The organism is Flavobacterium laiguense (assembly GCF_003097655.1).
In the GTDB taxonomy this organism is placed as follows: Bacteria; Bacteroidota; Bacteroidia; order Flavobacteriales; family Flavobacteriaceae; genus Flavobacterium; species Flavobacterium laiguense.
In genome coordinates this window covers 143,772-166,711 of the sequence record NZ_QCZH01000003.1, presented here as the reverse complement: position 1 = coordinate 166,711, position 22,940 = coordinate 143,772, and the positions used below count along the sequence as shown (strand labels likewise).

Annotated in this window: 26 protein-coding genes; 10 read left to right on the top strand and 16 right to left on the bottom strand. The window is 34.4% G+C overall.

The window, feature by feature from the left end; genetic code table 11:
* Positions 1 to 207: 207 nt before the first annotated feature.
* From DB891_RS04870 to DB891_RS04830, 9 genes are all read right to left on the bottom strand, one after another.
* Positions 208 to 1,275, bottom strand: coding sequence for a M20 family metallo-hydrolase (locus tag DB891_RS04870; protein ID WP_116761154.1), 1,068 nt, complete (start codon positions 1,273 to 1,275; stop codon positions 208 to 210).
* A 56-nt stretch (positions 1,276 to 1,331) separates the two neighbouring features.
* A complete protein-coding gene (gene argB, locus DB891_RS04865; RefSeq protein ID WP_116761152.1) occupies positions 1,332 to 2,108 on the bottom strand; it encodes an acetylglutamate kinase in 777 nt (258 codons plus the stop codon).
* Positions 2,109 to 2,196: 88 nt separating this feature from the next.
* Positions 2,197 to 3,156, bottom strand: a complete 960-nt coding sequence (locus DB891_RS04860; protein WP_116761150.1) for an N-acetylornithine carbamoyltransferase — start codon at positions 3,154 to 3,156, stop codon at positions 2,197 to 2,199.
* Positions 3,157 to 3,230: 74 nt separating this feature from the next.
* Positions 3,231 to 3,992: a glutamate 5-kinase gene (proB, locus tag DB891_RS04855; protein ID WP_116761148.1), complete on the bottom strand. Its 762-nt coding sequence runs from the start codon at positions 3,990 to 3,992 to the stop codon at positions 3,231 to 3,233.
* 166 nt (positions 3,993 to 4,158) lie between these two features.
* Complete coding sequence (locus DB891_RS04850; RefSeq protein ID WP_116761146.1) at positions 4,159 to 5,355, bottom strand: glutamate-5-semialdehyde dehydrogenase; 1,197 nt, start codon at positions 5,353 to 5,355, stop codon at positions 4,159 to 4,161.
* A gap of 42 nt (positions 5,356 to 5,397) precedes the next feature.
* Positions 5,398 to 6,537, bottom strand: coding sequence for an aspartate aminotransferase family protein (locus tag DB891_RS04845; RefSeq protein ID WP_116761306.1), 1,140 nt, complete (start codon positions 6,535 to 6,537; stop codon positions 5,398 to 5,400).
* Positions 6,538 to 6,624: 87 nt separating this feature from the next.
* A complete protein-coding gene (argC, locus tag DB891_RS04840; RefSeq protein WP_116761144.1) occupies positions 6,625 to 7,602 on the bottom strand; it encodes an N-acetyl-gamma-glutamyl-phosphate reductase in 978 nt (325 codons plus the stop codon).
* 225 nt (positions 7,603 to 7,827) lie between these two features.
* Complete coding sequence (locus DB891_RS04835) at positions 7,828 to 9,021, bottom strand: argininosuccinate synthase (protein ID WP_116761142.1); 1,194 nt, start codon at positions 9,019 to 9,021, stop codon at positions 7,828 to 7,830.
* A 42-nt stretch (positions 9,022 to 9,063) separates the two neighbouring features.
* The gene (locus DB891_RS04830; protein WP_116761141.1) at positions 9,064 to 9,696 is read right to left on the bottom strand and encodes a GNAT family N-acetyltransferase; all 633 of its coding nucleotides are present in this window, start codon (positions 9,694 to 9,696) and stop codon (positions 9,064 to 9,066) included.
* A gap of 708 nt (positions 9,697 to 10,404) precedes the next feature.
* Here DB891_RS04830 and DB891_RS04825 point away from each other — a divergent pair.
* The 8 genes from DB891_RS04825 to DB891_RS04790 all read left to right on the top strand — a co-directional run bounded on the left by DB891_RS04825 (position 10,405) and on the right by DB891_RS04790 (position 16,075).
* A complete protein-coding gene (locus DB891_RS04825) occupies positions 10,405 to 11,373 on the top strand; it encodes an NAD(P)-dependent alcohol dehydrogenase (RefSeq protein WP_116761138.1) in 969 nt (322 codons plus the stop codon).
* 57 nt (positions 11,374 to 11,430) lie between these two features.
* A complete protein-coding gene (locus DB891_RS04820; protein ID WP_116761137.1) occupies positions 11,431 to 12,018 on the top strand; it encodes a DinB family protein in 588 nt (195 codons plus the stop codon).
* A 194-nt stretch (positions 12,019 to 12,212) separates the two neighbouring features.
* Complete coding sequence (locus DB891_RS04815) at positions 12,213 to 12,665, top strand: GNAT family N-acetyltransferase (RefSeq protein WP_116761135.1); 453 nt, start codon at positions 12,213 to 12,215, stop codon at positions 12,663 to 12,665.
* Between the two features lie 133 nt (positions 12,666 to 12,798).
* Entirely contained in the window at positions 12,799 to 13,647 is an 849-nt protein-coding gene (locus DB891_RS04810; RefSeq protein WP_116761133.1) for a CPBP family intramembrane glutamic endopeptidase, read from the top strand.
* Between the two features lie 114 nt (positions 13,648 to 13,761).
* A complete protein-coding gene (locus DB891_RS04805) occupies positions 13,762 to 14,367 on the top strand; it encodes a GNAT family N-acetyltransferase (RefSeq protein ID WP_116761131.1) in 606 nt (201 codons plus the stop codon).
* Positions 14,364 to 14,972 carry a GNAT family N-acetyltransferase gene (locus tag DB891_RS04800; RefSeq protein ID WP_116761129.1) on the top strand — a complete coding sequence of 203 codons (609 nt, stop codon included), beginning with the start codon at positions 14,364 to 14,366 and terminating at the stop codon, positions 14,970 to 14,972. The genes DB891_RS04805 and DB891_RS04800 overlap by 4 nt, the downstream gene beginning before the upstream one ends.
* 199 nt (positions 14,973 to 15,171) lie before the next feature.
* Entirely contained in the window at positions 15,172 to 15,519 is a 348-nt protein-coding gene (locus DB891_RS04795) for a nuclear transport factor 2 family protein (protein WP_116761127.1), read from the top strand.
* A 19-nt stretch (positions 15,520 to 15,538) separates the two neighbouring features.
* Positions 15,539 to 16,075 carry a GNAT family N-acetyltransferase gene (locus DB891_RS04790; RefSeq protein ID WP_116761125.1) on the top strand — a complete coding sequence of 179 codons (537 nt, stop codon included), beginning with the start codon at positions 15,539 to 15,541 and terminating at the stop codon, positions 16,073 to 16,075.
* A 3-nt stretch (positions 16,076 to 16,078) separates the two neighbouring features.
* On the opposite strand, the gene DB891_RS04785 is transcribed toward DB891_RS04790, so the two are convergent.
* The 4 genes from DB891_RS04785 to DB891_RS04770 all read right to left on the bottom strand — a co-directional run bounded on the left by DB891_RS04785 (position 16,079) and on the right by DB891_RS04770 (position 17,897).
* A complete protein-coding gene (locus DB891_RS04785) occupies positions 16,079 to 16,672 on the bottom strand; it encodes a Crp/Fnr family transcriptional regulator (RefSeq protein WP_116761123.1) in 594 nt (197 codons plus the stop codon).
* 272 nt (positions 16,673 to 16,944) lie between these two features.
* Entirely contained in the window at positions 16,945 to 17,121 is a 177-nt protein-coding gene (locus tag DB891_RS04780; protein ID WP_189337097.1) for a hypothetical protein, read from the bottom strand.
* Positions 17,122 to 17,172: 51 nt separating this feature from the next.
* A complete protein-coding gene (locus DB891_RS04775; RefSeq protein ID WP_116761119.1) occupies positions 17,173 to 17,445 on the bottom strand; it encodes a hypothetical protein in 273 nt (90 codons plus the stop codon).
* 236 nt (positions 17,446 to 17,681) lie between these two features.
* The gene (locus DB891_RS04770) at positions 17,682 to 17,897 is read right to left on the bottom strand and encodes an Arm DNA-binding domain-containing protein (protein ID WP_116761117.1); all 216 of its coding nucleotides are present in this window, start codon (positions 17,895 to 17,897) and stop codon (positions 17,682 to 17,684) included.
* 777 nt (positions 17,898 to 18,674) lie between these two features.
* Between DB891_RS04770 and DB891_RS04760 the strand changes: the two genes are divergently transcribed.
* Positions 18,675 to 18,908, top strand: a complete 234-nt coding sequence (locus tag DB891_RS04760) for a hypothetical protein (protein ID WP_116761113.1) — start codon at positions 18,675 to 18,677, stop codon at positions 18,906 to 18,908.
* A 124-nt stretch (positions 18,909 to 19,032) separates the two neighbouring features.
* Complete coding sequence (locus tag DB891_RS04755) at positions 19,033 to 19,935, top strand: transposase (RefSeq protein WP_116761111.1); 903 nt, start codon at positions 19,033 to 19,035, stop codon at positions 19,933 to 19,935.
* Positions 19,936 to 20,032: 97 nt separating this feature from the next.
* Here the strand turns inward: DB891_RS04755 and DB891_RS04750 are convergent, their stop codons facing one another.
* The 3 genes from DB891_RS04750 to DB891_RS04740 all read right to left on the bottom strand — a co-directional run bounded on the left by DB891_RS04750 (position 20,033) and on the right by DB891_RS04740 (position 22,876).
* Entirely contained in the window at positions 20,033 to 20,761 is a 729-nt protein-coding gene (locus tag DB891_RS04750) for a superoxide dismutase (RefSeq protein WP_116761109.1), read from the bottom strand.
* Complete coding sequence (locus tag DB891_RS04745; RefSeq protein WP_116761107.1) at positions 20,758 to 21,924, bottom strand: chromate transporter; 1,167 nt, start codon at positions 21,922 to 21,924, stop codon at positions 20,758 to 20,760. The genes DB891_RS04750 and DB891_RS04745 overlap by 4 nt, the downstream gene beginning before the upstream one ends.
* A gap of 82 nt (positions 21,925 to 22,006) precedes the next feature.
* Positions 22,007 to 22,876, bottom strand: coding sequence for a chromate resistance protein ChrB domain-containing protein (locus tag DB891_RS04740; RefSeq protein ID WP_116761105.1), 870 nt, complete (start codon positions 22,874 to 22,876; stop codon positions 22,007 to 22,009).
* Positions 22,877 to 22,940 lie beyond the last annotated feature (64 nt).

The window sequence follows — 22,940 nt, the reverse complement described above, 5'->3', positions numbered from 1 at the left end:
AAGGAAGCCTAAAGATTCACAAAGTTTCTATTATTCCAAAAGTTTTCTTGTTTCTCGATTGCCCTAGCCCCGATTGCTTCGCCAGTTCGCTGTCGCTCGTGTGAAGCGGAAATCCTTTTTGTGCCGTAGCGATAGCGAAGGAACAAAAAAGATTGCAGCGGATAGCGGTCCCGATAGCTATCGGGATAGCTCCTGAAAAATATTATTTTATTTCAAAAAGTCCTCCAGTATTTTGATGTACAATTGGATTCCTTCTTCGATTTCGTTTACATATATAAATTCGTCTGCCGAGTGAGACCGCAATGATTCTCCAGGGCCTAATTTCAAGGATTGACAGCTCAAAACCGACTGATCCGAAAGGGTAGGCGAGCCATAAGTCGTTCTTCCCAATGCGATTCCGGCTTGCACCAAACCGTGCGAAACGGGAATGGAGGAGGCGTTTAAGTGCATCGAACGCGGTGTGATTTGAGCGGTTAGATTCTTGTTGACAGTTTCTAAAATTTCGACATTGCTGTAACAATCATTGACGCGAATATCGACTACCAAATGGCATTCGGCGGGAACTACGTTGTGTTGTTTTCCTGCATTGATTTGGGTTACGGTCATTTTTACGGGACCTAAAACCTCGGATACTTTTTCGAATTGATAGCTATTGAACCATTGAATAACAGACATCGCATTGTAAATTGGGTTATCAAGGTTATTGTGAGCCGCGTGACTGGCGGTTCCTTTTACAACGACATCGAGTACCAATAATCCTTTTTCGGCAACGGCCAATTGCATCAAAGTAGGTTCTCCCACGATGGCGCAATCCAACTCGGGTAAATGTTTCAAAACACTGTTTAATCCATTTTTCCCACTGCTCTCTTCTTCGGCAGAAGCGACCATTACAATATTATGGGAAAGGTTTTCTTTGGCATAAAAATAAGCGAAAGTCGCCATAAGAGAAACCAGACAACCTCCTGCATCATTGCTTCCCAATCCGTACAATTTACCTTCTTTTTCGATGGCTTTAAACGGATCGTTGGTATACCCCTGATTGGGTTTTACGGTATCGTGATGGGAGTTGAGTAATAATGTAGGTCTTGATTTATCGAAATGCTGATTGTAAGCCCAGATATTGTTGTTTTCCCGTTCGAAAGGAATGTTGTTTTTGCTAAACCAATCTTCAATTAAAAGTGCTGTAAGATCTTCTTCACTCGAAAAGGAAGGAGTTTCGATTAGAGATTTTAATAACGCGATGGCTTCTTGTGTTAGGGTTTCTATGTTTTTCATGTTTTTCTTCTGAGACCTGTCAGGTTTTTAAAATCCGACAGGTCTGTTCTAGCTTTTTATAATTCAATGCTTGTGTGTATAACTTCAGCATTTTGTAACATTCTGTGGTGTCCAATTTTTATTTTTTGTACGCCTTTGGACAAACTGTTGAAACAATTGTCTAATTTAGGAATCATACCGGAATGTATGGCTTTTTCGGCTTTTAATTTGGTGTACAATTCGTGATTGATTTGTTCGATTACCGAGTTGTCATCCTCTGCATCGTACAAAACCCCCGGTTTTTCGAAGCAATAGGTTAGGGTAACTTCAAATATTTCGGATAAGGCAATAGCCAATTCACTGGCAATCGTATCGGCGTTGGTATTTAATAATTGCCCATTTCCATCGTGTGTGATGGCGCAAAAAACGGGAGTTATTCCGCTTTTTAATAACGTTTTCAATAAAGGGGTATTCACTTTTTGCACATCGCCTACAAAACCATAATCAATTGTGGGGTGGTTTCGTTTGGTTGACAGAATCAAATTACCATCGGCACCCGAAAAACCCATCGCATTGGTGTTATTCGCCTGCAATTGAGCCACTACATTTTTGTTGATCTCCCCAGCATAAATCATCACTACTACATCTAGCATAGGCTTATCAGTAATGCGGCGTCCGTCAATCATTTGTGGAACTAATCCAATACTTTGCGCCATTTTGGTAGCCGATTTTCCGCCACCGTGAACGAGAATTTTGTAACCTTCAATTTTTGAAAAATCGGTAAGGAATTGTGCCAGTTCTGTTGGATTATCGATGATGTTGCCACCTATTTTTATGATTGATAATGGAGTCATAATGATTTATGATTGTTGATTGCTGATTAACGATTTTAGATTTGTGATCACCGAAGTGTCTATTATCTATCCGTCTATCATCTATGTTCTATTTTCTTTTCTCTAATTTTTTCAAAATCTTCTGTAAAACCAATTGAGCCGAATAGGTTCTGTTATTGGCTTGTTCAATCACGATCGAATTTTCGCTGTCAATCACTTCGTCTGTTACAATTACATTACGTCTTACTGGCAAACAGTGCATGAATTTGGCATTATTGGTCAGTTTCATTTTTTCGGCAGTAATCGTCCAATTGGGGTCGGAATTGGTGATTTTACCATATTCTTTGTAATTGCTCCAGTTTTTGGCATAGATAAAATCGGCGTTTTCAAAAGCTTTATCCTGATCATACTCGATTTTGGAATCTTTGGTGATTTCAGGATTCAATTCGTAACCTTCCGGGTGCGTAATCACAAAATCCATTTCGGTTTGCAACTGCATCATTTCCACGAATGAGTTGGGTACCGCTTGCGGTAACGCTCTAGGATGTGGCGCCCATGATAAAACCACTTTTGGTCTGTGTTTGGTTTTGTGTTCTTCCATCGTGATTGCATCAGCAAGGGACTGCAGTGGGTGTCCTGTAGCGCTTTCCATATTTAGAACTGGCACGGTTGCATATTTTAAAAAACCACTCATTACCGTTTCGGCATTGTCTTTTTCTTTGTCTACCAAACCTGCAAAAGCTCTAATGGCAATAATATCGCAGTATTGAGAAACTACTTCGGCAGCTTCTTTGATATGTTCCGAAGCACCTTGGTTCATGATGGCTCCGTCTTCAAATTCCAGTGTCCAACCTTCGCTGGTAAAGTTCATCACCATAACGTTCATACCCAAATTCAAGGCTGCTTTTTGGGTACTCAAACGGGTTCTCAAACTCGAATTAAAAAACAACATTCCCAAGGTTTTGTTCTTCCCTAGTTTTTGATTTTTAAGCGGATTTTTTTTGATTTTCAATGCTTGTGTCACCCATTTTTTGAGGGAGTCGATTTCTTTTATGGAGGTGTAGTTCATAGCTTTTTTGTTTAGTTTATTCGTTTATTGGTTTAATCGATTAACCGAATTAACGATTAACCAAATGAACATTTTTATATAATCTTTGTAAAAGCAATTTCATTATTTAAAGCTTTCAACATAAAATTATCTTCTAGTCCATTTACAATCCAAGTTTCGATATTTGCGGCTTTGGCAATGGCCGCCGAATCAATTTTGGATTGCATACCGCCTGTTCCGTGAGATGATTTTACATCACCAATTTCTTTTTGCAACAGTGATAAATCGGTTACTAATTGTATAGTTTCCGGTACTTCATCATATATAGACGACTTGGTATAAATTCCGTTGGTATTGGTGGCGATAATCAGAATGTCAACGTTTAGTAAAACCGCTGCCAATGCCGCCAATTTATCGTTGTCTCCAAACTGTATTTCATCTGTTGCTACAGTATCATTTTCGTTGATAATCGGAATGTAATTGTTTTTTACCAATACATTGATGGTGTTTACGATGTTGACTTTGGACTGTTCCTTTTCAAAATCAGAATAGGAGAGTAGGCATTGTGAAATATGCAAACCCAAATCACTGAAATTTTCGTGGTAAATCCGCATCAAATGAGGCTGTCCAATGGATGCCAAGGCTTGTTTGACAAAGACTTCCTGGTCGTTATTGTCTAATTTTACAAATTGTTTGGCTGCAGCAATCGCTCCAGAACTAACAATGATGAATTCATATTCATTTTGTAAAGCAGCTATTTGCATCCCAATATCCTCAATTTTTCCTCTCGAAATATGATTGGTTTCTTTGGTTAAGGTGTTGCTACCTAACTTTAGTAATATTCTTTTTTTAGCCATTTTTATTTTTTTAAACCGCTTTTAACTACAAAGGGCACAAAGTTTTTAATAATTGAAACGTTTAAAAACGCAAAGGTCACAAAGCTTTGTGTCAATATTTTGAAATCTTTTTTCTTTGTTCTTTCTTCTTTAATCTAAATTCTAAATTCTAAAATCTGTAATCTTTTCACCGAATCTGTCCATCACCATAAATGTACCATTTATTGGTCACTAAATGCTGTAATCCGATGGGGCCTCGTTGGTGGAGTTTGTCTGTGCTTATCGCTAATTCTCCGCCAAGACCAAATTGCCCGCCATCTGTAAATCGGGTAGAGGCGTTTTGATAGACTGCTGCGGTATCTACATTTTCCATGAATTCTTGAGCAACTGCATCATTTTTGGTGATGATGGAAGCCGAATGTCCTCCACAATATTTGTTTATTTTTTCAATTGCTTCTTGATTGGAATTCGTAACTCCGATTACAATTTTATAATCCAAAAATTCTTCATACCATATTAAATCATTCTCAATGCAATCTACCTGCGTAGCTTTCGCGAAAGCGGCATCTCCTAATAGGATTACATTGAATTTCTTCAATTCGGTTACTAATTTTTCAGCAAATTCTTCCCAGTTTGGTAAATTAGTGTCGATTAATACTTTGTCTAAAGCATTACAAACCGAAATATTCGATGTCTTTCCATTGATAATAATAGAAAGTGCTTGATCTAAGTTCGCTTCCTTATCGACATACACAAAATTATTCCCACGACCGCTAACAATTACAGGGCAAGTAGCGTGTTTTTTGACAAAAGCAATTAGATTTTCGCCACCTCTTGGGACAATTAAATCTACTTTTTGAGTTGGTTTTTCCAAAAAGGCTTGGGTTTCGTTTCGGTCGTAATTGAGATATTCCACCCAATTCGTGTCTATATCATTGTCTTTTAGGGCTTGATGCCAAAGACTCACAATCGTTAAATTGGAACGTAAGGATTCTTTACCGCCTTTCAAGAGGATTTTATTCCCCGATTTGAAAGCAATACCTCCTGCTTCAACCGTTACGTCCGGTCTTGATTCATAAATAATCAATATCGTTCCGAAAGCCGATGTTTTATTGGTGATTTTGATGCCATTTTCATGTACAAAATGAAAGCGTTCCTGACCCACAGGATCTTCTTGGGCAAACAATTGACGCAACGAAAGTATCATGCCGTCAATTTTGGCATCATCTACAAGCAAGCGTTTTCCCATCGCCAAATCATCGCCTTTATAGTTCTCAAGATCTTCCTGATTGCTTTTTTTGATGTTGGTTCTTTCTTGTTCGAGCAAATGGGCCATTCGATTCAGAACTGCATTTCTTTTTTGTATGGGTAATAAATGGCTCATTATCTATTTTAGATTTTAGAGGTTAGATTTTAGAATTAAAAACTATGCTTTCAATTCCGCTAAGCTTTCTTTCAAGGCTACAATGAATGTATCAATAGCTTCCTTTTTGATGGTCAAAGGCGGAAGGATTCTCAATAGATTTTTATTGTTGGCACTTCCTGTGAAAATAAGCTTTTCAACTATCAGTTTTTTACGCAAAGGACCTACTTCAAAATCAAATTCCACGCCCAGCATTAATCCTTTTCCTTTCACTTTGACAATTTCAGGAACTTGTTTGATGGCTTCCAAGAAATAAGCGTAAACGTCATTTACATTGTCTATCAGTTTTTGATTTTCGATTACATCCAAAACGGCAATTCCGGCGGCACAAGCAAGGTGGCTTCCTCCAAAAGTTGTTCCTAACAATCCGTGGCTAGCGGTGAATTTGGGTGCAATCAGGATTCCGCCAATCGGGAAACCGTTCCCCATTCCTTTGGCAAGGCAAATAATATCCGGTTTGATGTTGTGCTGTTGAAAGGCAAAAAACTTTCCGCTTCTTCCGTAACCTGATTGTACTTCATCCAATATTAAAACTACATCGTATTGATTACACAATTTCTCTAATCCTTGGAAAAATTCGGTTGTTCCTTCATCCAATCCTCCAACTCCTTGAATTCCTTCGATAATTACGGTACAAACATCCCCTTTTTTCAATTCGGATTCTACCAAATCAATATTGTTTAAAGGCAAGAAAGTAACGACTTGTTGCGCATTGATTGGGGCAACAATTTTTTTGTTATCTGTTACTGCAACCGCTGCCGAGGTTCTTCCGTGGAAAGAGTTTTCAAAAGAAATTACTCTCGATTTTCCGTTGTGAAAAGAAGCTAGTTTCAATGCATTTTCATTGGCTTCGGCTCCAGAACTGCACAAGAATAAGCTGTATTCTTCACAACCTGAAAGTTTGCCTAATTTCTCTGCGAATTCCACTTGCAATGGATTCTGAATTGCATTCGAATAAAATCCGATATTGTCCAATTGATTTTTCAATTTGGCTACATAATCAGGTTGGGTGTGTCCTATGGAAATTACTCCGTGGCCACTATATAAATCTAAATATTCTACACCATTTTCATCTGTAATTGTGCAATCAAGCGCTTTTACAGGAGTGATGTTGTATAAAGGGTAAACGTCAAATAAGTTCATTTTTTTTTGGTTATTGGTTGATAGTTGTTGGTTGTCGGTCAAGTTTGCTGTTTCTATCAACAATCAACCGATAACCATCAACTTTTATTAAAACCCGCTTGGTTTCAAATGCAATCCTGTACTTTCGTCCAATCCAAACATCAAGTTCATGTTTTGAATGGCTTGTCCCGAGGCACCTTTTACTAAATTATCTATTACCGAAGTAATCAAAATCCGATTTCCTTTTTTCTCTAAGCTAATAATGCATTTATTGGTTTGAACCACTTGTTTCATATTGATGGCTGTAGTGGTTACGGTTACAAAAGGTTGGTCTTTATAAAAGGATTCGTATTTGGCTACTATATCTTTCAGACTTTCGCTGCAAGTTGTATATAAAGTGGCGAAAATTCCTCTTGGGAAATTACCTCTGTTCGGAATAAAAAGCAATTCGTTTGTGAAATCATTTTGCAATTGATGCAAACTTTCTGAAATTTCGCCCAAATGTTGGTGATCAAAAGCTTTGTAATGCGACATATTATTGTTTCTCCAACTAAAATGTGTCGTTTCTGATGGGCTTACACCTGCACCGGTACTTCCCGTTGTGGCATTGATGTGTACCTCTTCTTTTAATAATTTGGCATCCGCCAATGGTAATAAAGCCAACTGAATAGCAGTAGCAAAACAACCTGGATTGGCTATGTAATTTGCATTTTTAATCGCTGCTTTATTCAATTCTGGTAAGCCATAAATAAATGTTTTACCTTCGAATGTTTCGTCTTTGTTCAATCTGAAATCATTTCCAAGATCAATGATTTTGGTAGGACTCGCAAATTGGTTTTCTGCCAAAAATGTTTTTGATTTTCCGTGTCCCAAACACAAGAAAACGACATCTACATTTGGGTTCACTGTATCAGTAAAGTTCATTTCGATATCGCCCAACAAATCGTGATGTGCTACTGAAAGCGATTTTCCTGCATTGGTGGTGCTGTATACAAAATCGAGTTTGGCATTGGGATGAAACATCAATATCCTGATGAGTTCGCCAGCTGTATAACCTGATCCGCCAATGATTCCAATATTAATCATATTTTTTTATTTTTAAAACGTACTATTAATTAGTGTTTTTTATATTTTTTTAGGTCGATTTGGATAACTCCAAAAATTCCCAATATTCGCTCTTTAGCCCCGACAGAAGGGAAAATCCTTTTGTCTCGTCTTCAAACGAGACAAAAGATTGGAATGATGGCGGGAACCCATACCTCCAGAAAATGCCTAAACTTTCGCTCCTGACAATTCTTTTAAATAGCCAAATTAATCTTGTGTCAATTTGTTTACAGAGGAGAATATGTTTTGTGCATTCCCCAGAATTTTGATAAATCCTTTGGCATCGTCAGACGTCCAAGCGTTGTTCATTTCTCCATATTGTCCAAAACTAGTATTCATCAAGTCGTTTTCAGACTCAATTCCGTCAAGCGTAAAGTGATACGGTTTAAGCGAAACTATCACGGTTCCGTTTACCGTAGCTTGAGTGTCTTCGAGGAAAGCCTCGATGTTACGCATTACAGGATCTAGAAACTGACCTTCGTGAAATAACATTCCGTACCAGTTTCCTAGTTGTTCTTTCCAATATTGTTGCCATTTTCCAAGAGTGTGTTTCTCTAATAAATGGTGTGCTTTGATGATGATTAAAGGTGCTGCAGCTTCAAAACCAACTCTTCCTTTGATTCCGATAATCGTATCACCCACGTGAGTATCTCTGCCAATAGCATACGCGTTGGCTAATTTTTCTAGCACAACGATATTTTTTGTTGGAGCATCAAGAACACCGTTGATTCCCACTAATTGTCCTTTTTCAAATTGAAGTGTTACTTTCTCTTCGCCTGTTTTTTGCAATTGCGAAGGATAGGCTTCACTTGGTAAAGCTTGGTTGGAGGTCAAAGTTTCTTTCCCACCTACGCTAGTTCCCCAAAGTCCTTTGTTGATAGAATATTGTGCTTTTTCCCAAGAATAGTGCACGCCGTTTTTAGATAAATAATCCACTTCTTCCTGTCTAGAAAGTTTTAAGTCTCTGATAGGAGTGATGATTTCAATTTCGGGAGCGATGGTTTGGAAAATCAAGTCAAAACGAATTTGGTCATTTCCTGCACCTGTACTTCCGTGAGCAATGGCTTCGGCACCTACAGATTTGGCATATTTTATGGCTTCAATCGCTTGAAAAACTCTTTCAGCACTTACAGATAGGGGGTAGGTGTTGTTTTTTAATACATTACCATAAATCAGATATTTAATGGCTTTGTCATAATATTTATCAACGATAGTCAGGTTGGCGTGTTTGGCGCTTCCAAGCTCATAAGCTCTCTCTTCGATTGCTTTTAGTTCTTCGTCGTCAAAACCACCAGTGTTGATTAATACAGTATGAACTTCGTATCCTTTTTCATTTTTTAAATATTTAAGACAATACGATGTGTCTAATCCTCCGCTATATGCTAATACTACTTTTTTCATTTTTATATTTTTTTATTTGCTTTTTAAAGGCAATAATTTAATTTATTTATTTGGGTCAACTTTTTTTAAAAATAAAGCTTGTTTTATTTCTTTCAATCTATTCAATATTTTCACATTGAATGGATGTTTGGGTGGGTCTTTTGGTTTCTCTTTTGGATCGTAAAGCATACCAGTGCACAAGCACAATTTGTTGTCTTTGCTTTTTAGTATCTCATAATTGGTACAGGTTTGACATCCTTTCCAAAAACTAGGATCTGTAGTCAATTGTGAAAACGGTACCGGCTTGTACCCCAAATCCGAATTGATTTTCATAACGGCTAATCCTGTAGTGATTCCAAATACTTTTGCATCTGGATATTTTTGCAGCGAATAGTCAAATACAAATGATTTTATTTTTTTTGCTAATCCCAAATTTCTATAATCAGGATGTACAATTAAACCAGAATGAGCCACAAACTGACCGTGTTGCCAACTTTCGATATAACAAAAACCGGCAAAGATTCCGTTATTAAGTGCAATTACCGCATCTCCAGTTTCCATTTTTTTCTGGATGTATTCTGGTGTTCTTTTGGCAATTCCAGTACCTCTCAATAGGGCAGATGACTCTATCGTATCGCATATTTCTTGCGCATACTTATAATGTTCTTCCTGAGTTACTACAATAGAAATATTCATTTCAAAAGTTATATTTTAGGTTAAAAAATGCACTGTAATCAAGTTTGAAATGTTCTGGTTTAGCACTATCAAATATAAGATAAATACAAGAAAGAACAATCCAATTAGTTGGGTTACAGATAGATAAATTTTGTTTGGTGCTATTTTTTGGATGTATAAATCCAAATAAAAATGGAAATAATTTCAAAACGATAAAATAAAGGAATGAATAAATATATTACTAATACACTTTGGAAGCTATAGTTATAGCGTCCGTACTTCGGGAGAAGTCGTAGGTGTGATTATCCGAGAGATAATAGTTATATATGTTCCTGTGTTTTTCATTGGTGCAAATCTACAATTATTTTTCAAACCAAATATTAAATTTTTTGCAAAAGTCAAATTTTTAACAAATAAGGCTATTTTTGTATTAAAAAAGAAAATTCACGAGTTTAATGGTTGGTTTCGGTTGATTTTTTCTTTTTTATTGAGCTAAGAAACAGTTTTGAGTTAGGAATTGAGTTATTAGAGGTGACCTTCAATAGAGGAAGAGTTCATAAATATTGGGATTTGATTGATACCTTTTATATTTTTGATATTCCCGAGGGATTTTAAACTAATCTTTTTATTTGTGAAATTTTAAAAGGACTGTTCGCATTTCTTAACCCAAGTCAAGGAAATTGGAAAATGATGCAATTACATTTGTGAGGTTAAATAAACAATCCTTACATGAAAGCAATAGTTTATACACAATACGGTATTCCGGAGGTTCTACAACTGAAAGAAGTGGCAAAACCAATACCAAAACAAAATGAAATTCTGATAAGAGTAAGAGCTACGGCAGTCAATTCGGGTGATGTGCGATTACGAAAAGCAGATCCTTTTGCCGTTCGATTTTTTTTTGGACTTATGAATCCTAAAACCCCTATTTTAGGCAGTGTTTTTTCAGGTGAAATTGAACAAGTAGGTTCATCTGTTACACTTTTTAAAGTTGGCGACCCAATTTTTGGACATACGGACATGAGTTTTGGTACTTATGCCAACTATAAATGTTTTCCAGAAAATGGGTCAATAGCTTTAAAGCCCATAAATATAACCCATCAAGAAGCGGCTGTAATTCCGTTTGGGGGAGTTGCGGCATTACATTTTCTCAAAAAGGCATCCCTACAACAAGGGCAAAAAGTGCTTATTTTTGGCGCATCAGGATCCGTTGGAACGGCCGCTGTTCAACTTGCAAAGCATTTTGGAGCGATTGTAACAGGAGTTTGTAGCACTGCAAATATTGATTTAGTACAATCATTAGGAGCCGACAAAGTGATTGATTACACCAAAGAAGATTTTACTAAAAACGGTGAAACTTATGATGTGATTTTTGATACTGTTAATAAAATAGTAATTTCAAATAGTGTAAAGTCGCTTACTATAAATGGGAAATTGATTTTAAGTGCCGCTGGAATTTCAGAAATATTTCAAGGCGTTTGGGTATCAATGACCAATAGCAAAAAAATAAAAGTTTTGACCGGTGTAATAAGCCACACGGCAGAAGATATTCATTTTCTAAAAGAACTTATTGAAGTTGGTCAATTGAAACCTGTCATTGATAGAACCTATTCCTTAGAGCAAATTGAAGAAGCACACACTTATGTTGAAAAAGGACATAAAAAAGGGAACGTATCTATTACTTTGCAGTCATTATAAAGCGTTACCACAATTGAACAAGAGATATTAATTAACAATATAAAAATTTGAAAAGTTATGACGGATAGAATTACAAATTTTAGAATAATAGAAAAACCTAAAAAAGAAGAATACCCAGAATATTCAGAAATGTATATGGAGCTATTAAAAGATGATGGAATGGTACTTCAAAATATGAAAGACAGTTACATAAAGATTAAAAAATTTATTTACGAATTACCTGAAGAAAAGCTGTATTACAGATATGACAATGGAAAATGGACCATTAAAGAAATTTTGGTTCATATAATTGACGACGAAAGAATATTTGCATATAGAGCTTTAAGATATGGTAGAAATGACAATACTCCATTACACGGTTTTGAAGAAAATGATTATGCAAAATACTCTTACGCAAATGACAGAAGTTTAGATAGCATTTTTGAAGAATACGAGTCTGTTAGAAATGCGACATTAACATTATTTCAAAACCTGCCAGACGACGCTTTTATGAGAAGCGGTGGAGGGATTGACGATGACGGAAGCATTATTAATATCAGAACTGTAAGGGCATTGGCGTATCATCTTGCAGGTCACGAGTTAAGACACATTAAAATAATAAAAGAAAGGTACTTACATTTATCAACCGAGGAAGGGATTATATAAAAAAAGCATAATGAAAATTTATATACAGAAAAAACAACAGCAAATAAGTGTTTGTTAAATTGGAAGATTTAATACTTAACATCCGAAATTCTAACTATTATTTGAGTTTGTAATCGGCCTATTGCAATGACTTTATTTAAAGATTCCTTGCAAAGTTTAACCAACTCAAACAACTAAAATAGATCTGATAAAATATGATTATAAGAGAAGCAAATATTGACGACATAAAACAAATTCAAATTGTTAGAAATTCAGTAACAGAAAACATTTTGTCTGACCCTAATTTGGTGACTGACCAAGACTGTATAGATTATATATGCGTAAGAGGAAAAGGTTGGGTTTGTGAAATAGATAATGAAATTGTTGGATTTTCAATTGTTGACCTTAAGGACAATAATATTTGGGCTTTGTTTTTAAAACCTGAATTTGAAAAGCAAGGAATCGGTAAACAACTCCACGCCATTATGCTTGACTGGTATTTTAAGCAGACAACGAATCGTGTTTGGTTAGGAACTACTCCTAATACAAGAGCAGAAAAGTTTTACAGGAAATCTGGTTGGACTGAGATTGGGACACACGGAAAAGGTGAAATTAAGTTTGAAATGACTTATAATGACTGGGCAAGTAAGAGAACAAACCAAAATTAACGACAATGAAAGCAAATATAAGCAAAGCAGGTGATTTCGGTCTGGCAGAGACACATTCTTATGCTGAGAAAAAATATAAGAAAGATAACATTGCAAGAGAAGTAGAAAATTAATAAGACAAAATACATTTGAAATGACACTATTTTTAAATTCAGAAGGGAAAATTAAAAACATCTGGTGGGTAGTTCTGTTTTTTTTGATCCTTTCTTCATTCCTGTTTCCGCTGATTATTTTGGCCGACCGCTTTTCATTTGAGATAACAATGACTCATCAAGTCATTTTAATTTCAGTTGTTTCTATAATTTGTCAAATGTTAAGGCGTAAATCAGTAAGTGACTTGGTTGGTAAATTTAATTCAACGTGGTTTAAAGAACTTTGTATTGGACTACTGATTGGTGCTCTACTGATGATTTTGCCTGTTTCTGTTTTGACAATTTTTGGTTTTATTGATTGGCAGCTAAATATTTTTTCTTTTTCAACTATTCTTTCTGGATTTGCGATATTTCTGTCAGCAGCCATTGCCGAAGAATTGTTGTTCAGAGGCTTTATGTTTCAGCGGCTAATTCAAGCTTTTGGAAAATGGCCAGCTCAAATTATTATAGCCGCACTTTTTTTATTAACCCATATCAATAATCCTGGTATGACCGGAACAGTAAAAATCCTTGCCTCCATCAATATTTTTATAGCTTCCATTATGTTTGGTCTTGCCTATATAAAAACAAAAAGTTTAGCAATGCCTTTGGGGCTTCATTTTATGGCAAATTACATGCAAGGGACAGTTCTTGGCTTTGGCGTTAGTGGTAGCAAAGAGCCTAGTTTATTTAAACCGGTATTTGATCATGCACCAGTTTGGCTTAGCGGAGGCGATTTTGGGATAGAAGCGAGTGCTCTGGGTTTGTGTTTTGTTATTTTGATTACTGTTTTGCTTTACATTTGGCACCCATCGTATTTAGGACGTCAAATAACAACGAATATAAATTGATAGGATGAAGGAATCAATAAAACGACTTGAATTTCTTTTTATTGATTATGTAGTTCATTTAGAACATCATTTAAAACAATTAGTTAGCGGTAAACTTAAACCAACATCATAACTATGAGAGTACATTGGATAAATCACCCAGTAATTTTAAGAGGTAAATCTGTTGAATTAGTACCATTAGAAAAAGAACATTTTGAAAAATTATATAAAGCAGCAGCAGATAAAAAGCTATGGGAACTTATACCCACAGACTGTTCAAACCGAGAAACTTTTGAAACTGCCTATAATTTTTCATTGGCCGAAAGAGAAAAAGGAAATCAATATCCTTTTGTGATTTTTCACAAACAGACAAAGGAAGTTATTGGTTCAACCAGATTTTTTGAAATTTATCCGCTTGATAAAAAATTAGAAATTGGTTGGACTTGGATAATTACAAAATATTGGGGAACAGAAATAAATCTTGAATGCAAATTATTGTTATTGAGCTTTTGTTTTGAAATTTTAAAAACAAATAGAGTGCAAATCAAGACTAAGGACAATAATTTTCGGTCTAGAAAGGCAATTGAAAAAATTGGTGGAGTATTTGAAGGTGTCTTACGTAAGGACCGAGTTCAGAGTGACGGTACAGCAAGAAATGCAGTGTATTACAGCATTCTTGACAGCGAATGGGAATCAGCAAAACAAAAAATTATTAATCAAATAAATGATAAAGCCGTATGAAGAACAATTGGATTAATCACCCTATAGTATTAAAAGGAGATGAAATAGAGCTACTGCCTTTAGAAAAAGAACATTTAGAAGATTTATTTCGTGCTGCATCCAATAAAAAAATATGGGAACTAACATCTGTAGACTACTCAGTTGAAGAAATATTTTATCCAAATTTCAACAATGCAATACATGATAGAGAAAAAGGAACAGCGTATCCCTTCATTATTGTTCACAAAGATTCAAACAAAATTATTGGAACTACTAGATTTCTTGAAATATATCCTAATGACAAAAAAATAGAAATAGGTGTTACTTGGATTATGAAAGAATATTGGGGGACCACTGTAAACCTAGAATGTAAATTATTATTGCTCAGTTATTGTTTCGAAAATTTAAATACTAATAGAGTTCAATTTAGAGCAAAAGATAACAATGTACGTTCAAGAAAAGCAATTCAAAAAATTGGTGGGATTTTTGAAGGGATTTTAAGAAAAGATAAAATCGAACCAAATGGAATAGCGAGAAATACCGCTTTTTATAGTATTTTGGATAGTGAATGGGAAGATGTAAAACAAAGTATTAAAACCCAAATCGAGATAAAAGCCAACCGCTAAGCGCTGTTTGGAAATAGGGCGGGTTTAGGCTTAATTTAAAGTTGATTTAATACTTGTGAATTTAGTCATTAACCGAAAATTTAGTCTTTCTTAATCTTACAAAATGCAATACCAAAATTTTTATCGAAAACATCTCAGCTTGTTCTGAGTGATAATAATTTAAGTAAATATTAAATTCATAAATTAAAAAAATTATAAAATGACAATAGAACAAACTGTAGAGAAACAGATGCGTGCTTATGACGAGAGAGATATTGATAGTATGATGTCTGTTTTTAGTGAAGAAATTAAAGTAGTTGACTTTTCAAACAACAAAATAATTATTGAAGGCATAAACGATTGTCGAAAAATGTATGTTGAACTTTTCTTGAATTCACCGAATCTTCGAGCTGAAATAGTAAAGACTATTACTTTTGATAATAAAGTTATTGTTCAGGAATATATTCATGGACGTAATGGGAGTATTGAAAAAATCGAGCAAGTAGTTATTTTTGAAGTAAATGACGAAAAAATAAATAGGATAAATACGATAAAAAAACACGCGTAAACTATTAAAACAAACAAAAATGACAATAAAGATTGACAATACCATTAGAATAGAATTAATTAATGAAAATCATTCACAATCAATTTTTGAAATGGTTGACAAAAACAGAACACATTTAAGACCGTGGTTACCATTTGTTGACAGGATGCAAACAGTTGAATTTGCTGAAAACTTCGTACAAGGCACCATGCAAAGGAATAAGGATGGAAATGAATTTGCATTTGTTATTATTGAAAATGAAAAAGTGATTGGGAGAATAGGAGTTTATAAAATTGACAATCAAAATAAAATTGGAGAAATTGGGTATTGGATTATTGAAGGTTCACAAGGAAAAGGGATCGTTACAAAATCTTGTAAAGCAATGATTGACTTTTGTTTTTCTGATTTAGGGTTAAACAGAATTGAAATAAAGTGCGGAATTGAAAACGTTAAAAGCAAAACAATTCCAGAAAAACTAAACTTCACAAAAGAAGGAATTATTAGACAAGGCGAACAACTGTATGATAAATTTATTGACTTGAATTTATACTCCCTTTTAAAATCGGATATGATCTAAATCTTAATAATTTTTATTCTGTTCATTTTGAGCAATTCTTTTCCTAATTCGGCTCAATGATTCTGGTTTAACGCCTATGTAACTTGCTATTTGATACTGTGGGATTGTTTGAAACAATTCAGGTCTTGAATTTAAGAGCCTCACGTATCGTTGTTCGGGAGTGTCAGTGGTATAAGATGACATTAGTTCCTGCTGTTCAGCAAATACTTTTTCCATTACTTTTCTCGAAACGGTTTCTAATTTTGGAAATCTCTTGTACAAATCTTCTTCTTTTTCTCTATTACCAACGACCAAAACAGTGTCTGTGCAACATACCATAAAATGGGTTGAAGGACTATTTTGGCTAAAACTATTTATAGAAATCACCCATTGTTCTTCGGTGAAAAAATTAGTGGTTTTTTCTTCTCCATCAACTAAAAAATACTGCCTAACACATCCCTCTAAAACAAAATAGGCCTCAGTCGAAATTTGACCTTCCTTTAGTAAAATACTCCCTTTTTTGTACTTTTGAATGCACATAGTTTCAGCAATCGCAGCCGATTCTTCCTCTGACAGAGGCATAATTCCTGAAAAATATTTTAAGAGTTTGTTATCCATTGTTGCGTCATCATTTGATTTGCCAAAAAATTATGGCTTTGTACGATTCAGAGCGCTAATTTAGTACAAAAGTTCCATTAACCATTACACGCCATTTTGGTATTTTCACTTCTTAACTTTAGTCAATGAAATTTTAAAATGAGACAATTACTTTTGTGCTATAAAATAAATAAAGTTTTAGTTCTCTCCATTTTTTAAAAGTTCTTCTCCTCAATTATTGTTGTATTATATGTTTCAATGCAGTTCATCAAGATGTCGTTGGGACCATTTATCTATTCATCACTACCATAAAAATCATCTTGACTTTGTTGTCTCTGTACCACATTATCATAAGTCCTGATGAGGTGAAAACTTGCATCATCAATCAATGAAAAACCATAATCTACAACATTTACTCCCCACCGATTTAACATTGGCAAAGATTGTTCAGTAAAAACTTTATGGAACATTTCTGCTGTATTTTCTTTGAGTTTATAAATTCTTATTTCTGTAATCATTTTCTAATTTATTCTACTTGTATACATATACCAATTCCATTCACAAGTTTTTCCGTTATCAACCGAAAATGCTTGACTCCAAATCGGATTATCCAAATCGGATTTGTCCCAATGAAATAAAACAATAATATCTTTTTCGTTGAATTTGTCTTTACAATAAAATTTCCCAATATTCCCGTCAAACGAACCAACCATAGGTGAGGCAAAAGAAACTGCATTACTTTCTGCCCAATAAATGCTCCACAGATTGGTTTTCGGGTTTTGAATAATTTTCATTCAACAATGTTTCTATTATGTATCTTTGCTCTTGTGTAATTTGGCTCATGCTTTGCAATTTTTGGTCGAGGAGCAAGTAAGACTAAATTTACCATTCAGCAAAAGGGGAAAAGAATTAATTTTCTTTTCTCTTTTCTGAAAAAATTTAACCACACTGAAACTTCCAAATATTGCATTTATTAATTGAATCTAAGTTTTTTGAATAATCTTTTCTCCGATTTCAAAATTTGATTTTTTTAATAATCAAGGTGACTATTTATTGTTCTAGCTTCCTCATTTGTTCCCTTGACTTTAGAACCTTCTACAGACCATTTCTCTGGATTAATGAATTTGTTGCTGCTAAATTCAAATCGTTTCGCTTGGACTGTTACTCTTACGTAAATTGGACAGACGTCCTCATTGTTGGTTTTTGATCTCTTGATGTAAAAGAGAACTGATATAGTAGTGTTCATAAGTAGTAACCTTTTAGTTATTATTAAATTTAAACTTTCTAATAATTACAAACAAGATGTACAATTTTTGAATATGTTGTTGAACACCTTGCTGTACTGGTGGTTTTCTTTGAGAGGTGTCACTAAAATTTCAATAATTTAGAGACACCTCGGAAGACACCAAAGTTTTGAGATTTAATGAATAATTTGATTATCCTAAAACGAAAAAACCCCGCTAAATCGTTGAATTTAGTGGGGTTTGTATTCATTTGTTTTTCTACTGGCGGAGAAAGAGGCTCCGATGCCTTTATAATAATCCCAGTAAATACGGGGCTTCTTGCATTATATTTAAGAACAGGGTAACCAATAGGGTAACTCTGAGGAAGTTTCTTAAAAACTCTATGCAAATATATTAAAATTTTAGTGTGTTGCATACAATACTTCCGCAGAAAATGATTTAAGCAGTTAAAAATCAGTAAAATAAACGCCAAAAAAAAATAGGCTAAACCCGTGAATTATTGTGAATTATAAGATTATTATATAATTTTGAATCCACAGGCAAGATGTATTATTAAGCTTATCATTGTCAATACATTAGAGAAGGAGTATTTTAAATCTCTAAATAAATCAAGGAAAAAATTCATTGAAAATATCTTGATTTCCTTTTTGAGCATAAAAGGTAGAATTAATTTTCTTCAACTGGAAAGGTTCGGTGAATATTCAGAAAGCACCTATCGAAATCAATTTGAATAAAAATTTGATTTTTTTGAGTTAAACAAAAGTTTAGCTGTTCAGACTTTGAGCAACATAATTATTGGTTTTGACCCGTCCTATCTCTCCAAGTCTGGAAAGAAAACACATAGGGTTGGTTATTATTGGTCAGGGGTTGCTGGTAAAGCTAAATGGGGCTTAGAGGTTGCTGGTTTCGCAGCGATAGACCCAATTCTCAATACGGCTTTTCATCTGAATGAGTTTCAAATACCTCCAAGAGAAGAACTGGAATCGTCTGGAACATTACTTTTAGATTACTAATGCGAATCAAGAGTTGAAAAAGCAGTTGTTAACATGATAAATAGAAAGAAATATCTTTCAAATAATTTGTTTTAAAGTCTGGAAATCAGTACATTTAAGGTGTATTCGAAGCACTTTTAAACATATGATTATCCAGACTAAAGCCGTAAAATTAGTACAAATTTATTCAACAATTTGTGAACAATTTGAAAAAGATTTAAAATATACATGTCAGCGATTCAGCAATAATGACAAGCAAGATTTAACAGATCAAGAAATTATGACAATTTACTTATTTGCATTAGAAGAGGAACAGCGAATTACCGTAAAGCAAATCCACCGATTCGCTAGCGAATATTTGCATTCGTGGTTTCCAAAACTCGGCTCTTATGTTGCGTTTTCTAATCGCTTGAACCGCTTGTCAGAAACTTTCAGGAAATTGGTAACTAGCTTGATTACTGAGTATTGCCCTGACGATTGTTTTTTAGATCAAAGCTTGTTGGACTCGATGCCGATTATTACTTGTTCCGGAAAGCGTTCTGGAAAAGTTGCCAAAGACATTACAGATAAAGGATATTGTTCTACAAAAAGCATGTATTACTATGGAGTTAAACTTCATGCATTAGCTTTTAGAAGAGAAAAGACAATCCCTTTTCCTGAGGAAGTATTAATTACCCCAGCTTCTGTAAATGATTTGACCGTTTTTAAAGAAGCTTGGACAAACAAAGAAAATAGATGCTTTTTTGGGGATAAAATCTATCATCATCAAGACTTTTTTTCTGACCTTGAAAAAGAAAACAACTCAATAATGATGACACCCGTTAAGGCTGTTAAAGGAGAATGTCAAGAAATTAGAAATAGAGATAAAGCTTCAAATGACTTGTATTCAACAGCAGTATCAAGAGTTAGACAGCCTATTGAATCCTTTTTTAATTGGTTGATTGAAAAAACAAATATTCAAAGAGCTTGCAAAGTTAGATCCACAAAAGGATTATTAGTGCATCTATTTGGTAAGATAGCAGCTGCCTTTATAAACTTAATATTTTAACCCTTGATTCGCATTACTATGTAAATTTGATAACAAAAAATACAATTGAATTTAAAAATCTTACATTATAATTTTCTCAATAATGTCTCTTGACTTTTTATTTCATCAAATTTTCAGCATCATTTAATCGCAACGCAACATTATCCCAATTAATAATATTAAACAAAGCATCTACAAAATCGGTTCGTTTGTTTTTATATTTCAAATAATAGGCGTGTTCCCAAACATCTATAACTAATAACGGAATTGCTCCCCATTGTGTTAGTTTTTCGTGGTTTTCGCATTGCAAGATTACTAAATTATCGCTGTAAGGTTGATACGCTAGAATTCCCCAACCATTACCATCTACATTTTTGGAAGTAGCCGCAATTAAAACCTTCAACCTGTCGTAGCTTCCGAAACTTTTTTCAATTCGTTTTAATAAATTGCCTTTTGGCAAGGTGCTTTTATTAGTAAGATTTGTCCAAAATATAGAATGGAGAATGTGTGATGAAAAATGATAGGATAATTTTTTTGTCCAAAAATCAATAGTTTCCAAATTGTTTTCGTCCAATGCTTTTTTTATCATTTGCAAATCTTTGTTTGCGCTTTTTACCGCTCCGCCATGATGAAAAGTATAATGGAGATGCAAAGTTTCAGCATCCATGTAGGGTTCTAAAAAACTTTCGCTATATGGCAAGGTTTGCTGAATATAATTTCCATTGGCATCAACCAATTTATCAATAGAATTGTCGGCTAAATTTTCAGCAAACGCATTAGTCGTAGGTAGCACCAATGCTGCCGCACCAAATAAAGTACTCGATTTTAAAAAATCTTTTCTGTTCATAGCATTAATTTTATAATAATCCCAACAACTGCTGCAACAGCAATAATATAAGGTTCTTGAATTTTTTTGATATAAATTAAAGAAAAAATTGCCGCAATAGCAATAAGTATTGTTGGAATATCCAGAATACTTTTGGATGCAATTACACCAACTGCACCTACCAACGCGCCCACAACGGCTGCGGTAATACCATCTACAAAAGCTTTGATTGATTTATTTTGTGCGATTTTTTTAAACGATGGAGCTAAACTAATTGTAAACAAATAACACGGCAAAAAAGTCGCTAAAGCTGCAATCAATGCTCCAGGAAAACCAGCAACTAAATAGCCTATAAAACCAACGGTAATAACAACTGGACCAGGAGTAATCATCGCAACTGCTACTGCATCTACAAATTGTTGCTCCGTTAGCCAATGATTTTCTATTACAACTCCTGCGTGCAAAAAGGGCACTATCGCCAATCCGCTACCAAATACAAAGGCTCCAGCTTTTGCAAAAAAGATGGCAATTTCCACAAGAGTAGAATTGTCATAATTCCAAAAACCAATTTGCAATAAGGCAATAGAATTGGCAGTTTTAGCATTTAACCATTTTGGAGGTGCTTTGACAAACATATACAAAAGTCCAGCAAATACAAATAACAAAACTTGTTCCTGCTGTGTAACCAAGGTTACAACTATGGCAACTACAAAAAACAGCCACAATAACCAATTGGTTTTAAAAGAGGTTAAATTAAATTTACCAATAGATTTCAGCGTTAGTTTATAGGAACTCATTACGATAATACCGATAACTGCTGCTCCTACCCCATAGAAAACAGCTTGTATCCAAGACAATCCTCCGTATAATTTATAAACGATTCCTAAAAGTACTACCATTAAAAAAGAAGGCAAAACAAAAGCCAATCCTATCAACGTTGCTCCTAGAAAACTGTAATGTACAAATCCAAGATAAATCCCTAATTGTGCTGCTAATGGACCCGGTGCTAATTGTGCTAAAGCGAGACCTTCCTTGTATTCTTCTTCTGAAATCCATTTTCGCTCTTCTACTAAATCTCTGTGCATATAACCAACCAATGCTACTGGACCACCAAAACCAATGGTTCCTGATTTCAGGAAATAAAATGCTAATTCTTTTAAAGTATATTTTGGATTTTCTTTCATATTTAGATATTCAAATAGAGTGACATCATTTTGTATTAATAAAAAGCAAAACTATTGATCTTAAAAAGATATAAATAGAATGCTACTTACCTTTTGTATCTGGATTACTTTTTATTGAATTTCTCATGTAAGAAGAAGGATTTTTCCCAGTGCTCAGTTTGAATATTCTTGTGAAATGACTTTGATCTGAAAAGCCAGTCATATAGGCTATTTCGGTAAGGGTATAGGTTGAATTTTGAATAAGTGCAATTGCTTTTTCTATTCGTAACTTTCTAACGTAATCTCCAAAATTGAGGTCTTCAAAATACTTAGAAAACTCCCTTGACAAATAGGAAGGGTTCAATTCTAAGTCATTAGAAATTTTCTTTAGATCGAAAGTAAATTGGGCATCTATTTGATCCTGAATAATTGCCTTTAGCTCTTTGACCCAAGAAGGCGTTTTTTTATTAGTTGTTTTTTTCTCTTTCAGAAAGTTATGATACACTTCATGTAACAACTTTTCAAAAGGACTATTCTGCAAATGACTTTGTTTGTATAAATGCGTTGCCCAACTGTATAGCGCATCATAAATAACCATTCCAGTTTCTAACAATTTATAGTCATCGGTAATATTATACGAAAGTCCAGTAGAAATTGCAAAAAGTCCCGCTGATTCTTTTGCTATATCATGTCTGTCCGTGTCAGCACCACGTACAATATCTGCCATGATTAAAATAGCAGAATCTTCAATTTTATATTTTTTAACAAGGTAATCAAAGGTACTTTGCTCTTTGTAGTGCGTAAACTCTACATTGAGAATATCAAACGGAATAGCATGCAATTCTTTTGCTTTATCCAAAACTTCGCTGAATGGGACATAAATAAATTCAGCGTCTTTGTCTACGAAAGTTTTTATCAGCCAAGGACAGGCTATTCTATCAATTTTAGGTCTTTCTCTAGTAATCCATTTCATTTGAAATAATATAAAGGAAATTTTGCTCCTCAAATATTAAGCTAATCTACATTTATTTATCTAC